The organism is Streptomyces sp. SID5785 (genome assembly GCF_009870065.1).
Lineage (GTDB): Bacteria > Actinomycetota > Actinomycetes > Streptomycetales > Streptomycetaceae > Streptomyces.
Genome location: NZ_WWIA01000512.1, coordinates 1 through 822, shown reverse-complemented (window position 1 = coordinate 822; position 822 = coordinate 1). Strand labels below are relative to the sequence as shown.

The 822-nt window shown below is 76.0% G+C and carries 1 pseudogene; it reads right to left on the bottom strand.

Annotated elements, in window-relative coordinates:
• Positions 1-822: pseudogene (locus GTW43_RS16655) on the bottom strand (acetyl/propionyl-CoA carboxylase subunit alpha); the annotation flags it as partial.

Below are 822 nucleotides of genomic sequence, written 5' to 3'. Positions count from 1 at the left end.
GTGCACCGTCCACGCCGGGTCGCCGCCCAGCCGCCAGCCGTCCGGCCGCGCGAACGGGTCGGTCCAGCCGTCGCCGCCGGCCGGCGCGAGCCGCTCCTGGCGCAGGGCGCCCGCCGCCGCGTAGATCCCCGCGGGGACGCCCTCGGGGACCAGGGAGTCCATCTCGCGCTCCACGAGTCCGGTGTCCAACTCGCCCGCGACGACCGCGGGATGGGCGAGCAGCCGGCGCAGGAAGCCCGCGTTCGTCGGCACGCCCAGCGTCACCGTGCGCGCGAGCGCGGCCCGCAGCCGGCGCAGCGCGGTGTCCCGGTCCGGGCCGTACGCGATGACCTTCGCCAGCATCGGGTCGTACAGGGACGAGACCTCCGTGCCCTCGCTGAGCCCGGAGTCCGTGCGGACCCCGTCGCCCTCGGGCTCGCTCAGCGCGAGGACCGTGCCGCCGGACGGGAGGAAGCCGCGGGCGCCCTCCCGCACGGACACGGTCTCGGCGCACAGCCGGGCCTCCACCGCGTGACCGGTGAGCGTGACGTCGTCCTGGCCGAAGGAGAGCGGCTCACCGGCCGCGACCCGCAGCTGCCACTCCACCAGGTCGAGGCCCGTGACCAGCTCGGTCACCGGGTGCTCGACCTGGAGCCGGGTGTTCATCTCCATGAAGTAGTACGAGGACGGGTCCTCGCCCGGCACGATGAACTCGACGGTGCCCGCGCCCCGGTACCCGCAGGAGCGGGCCGCCTCGACGGCCGCCGCGCCCATCGCCGCGCGCGTCTCCTCGTCGAGCAGGACGCTCGGCGCCTCCTCGACGACCTTCTGGTGGCGGCGCTG